The organism is Cyanobium sp. NIVA-CYA 375 (assembly GCF_056108345.1).
This window is the reverse complement of the sequence record NZ_JBSYHW010000319.1, coordinates 1-741: the sequence shown is the minus strand read 5'-3', so window position 1 is coordinate 741 and position 741 is coordinate 1. Positions and strand designations below refer to the sequence as shown.

Genomic DNA, 741 nt, shown 5'->3' with positions numbered 1-741 from the left:
CGCAGGGCCATTGCTGGCCGCCCGAGAATACGCGCGGCATCCGCCCGGCGCAGGATCCGTCGCGCCTCGATCCATCGCTGAAGCCATTCCGGGGGAGGCGCAAACGCGCACTCGTAGGCGAAGATTTCGCGCGCGCGCCGGTCGGAAGCAAGCATGCGATCAAGATTGCTCGACATCAGGTTTGTCGCGACGCGGTAGCCGATCAGATATTCCGGAACTGCGGCAATTGGCCCGCGCGCGGCCAGTTTGAGTTGCAGCAGGAAATCCTCACACCCCTCCAGGCCCTCAGCGCGCAACCCCTCATGATAGCCGCCCACTGCCCGGCAGGCAGCCGCGTCCATCACCATGCCACTGCCATTGCCAACCAGGTTGCAATAAAGCAGCGCATGGACGGCAGGCCCCTCTACCAGAAACGGGCCGACGCTCGACACGATCCGCGACTGGGCGTCGATCGCACGCGTGTGGGCATAGATGATGGTCGGCGGCGAAGGGGCGGCGCGCGCTCTCGCGACCACCTTGGCCAGATAGGTCGGGTGCCAGATATCGTCCGCGTCGAGCGGCGCGATGTAACGACCCTTGGCTTCGGCGATGGCATGATTTCGCGCTGATGCGACACCGCCATTCGCCTTAACCAACAGCCGCGCAAACCTGTGCCGCTCACAGAATGTCTCGGCAATGACGCGCGTGGCGTCGCTCGACCCATCGTCGACCACCAGCAATTCGATCGGGCGATAGGTTTGC

General features: G+C 64.4%; 1 protein-coding gene. It reads right to left on the bottom strand.

Annotation, left to right across the window (positions count from 1 at the left end):
- Positions 1-741 (bottom strand): glycosyltransferase family 2 protein (locus AC01FP_RS18335; protein ID WP_474482286.1); only part of this gene is annotated, 741 nt, incomplete at both ends.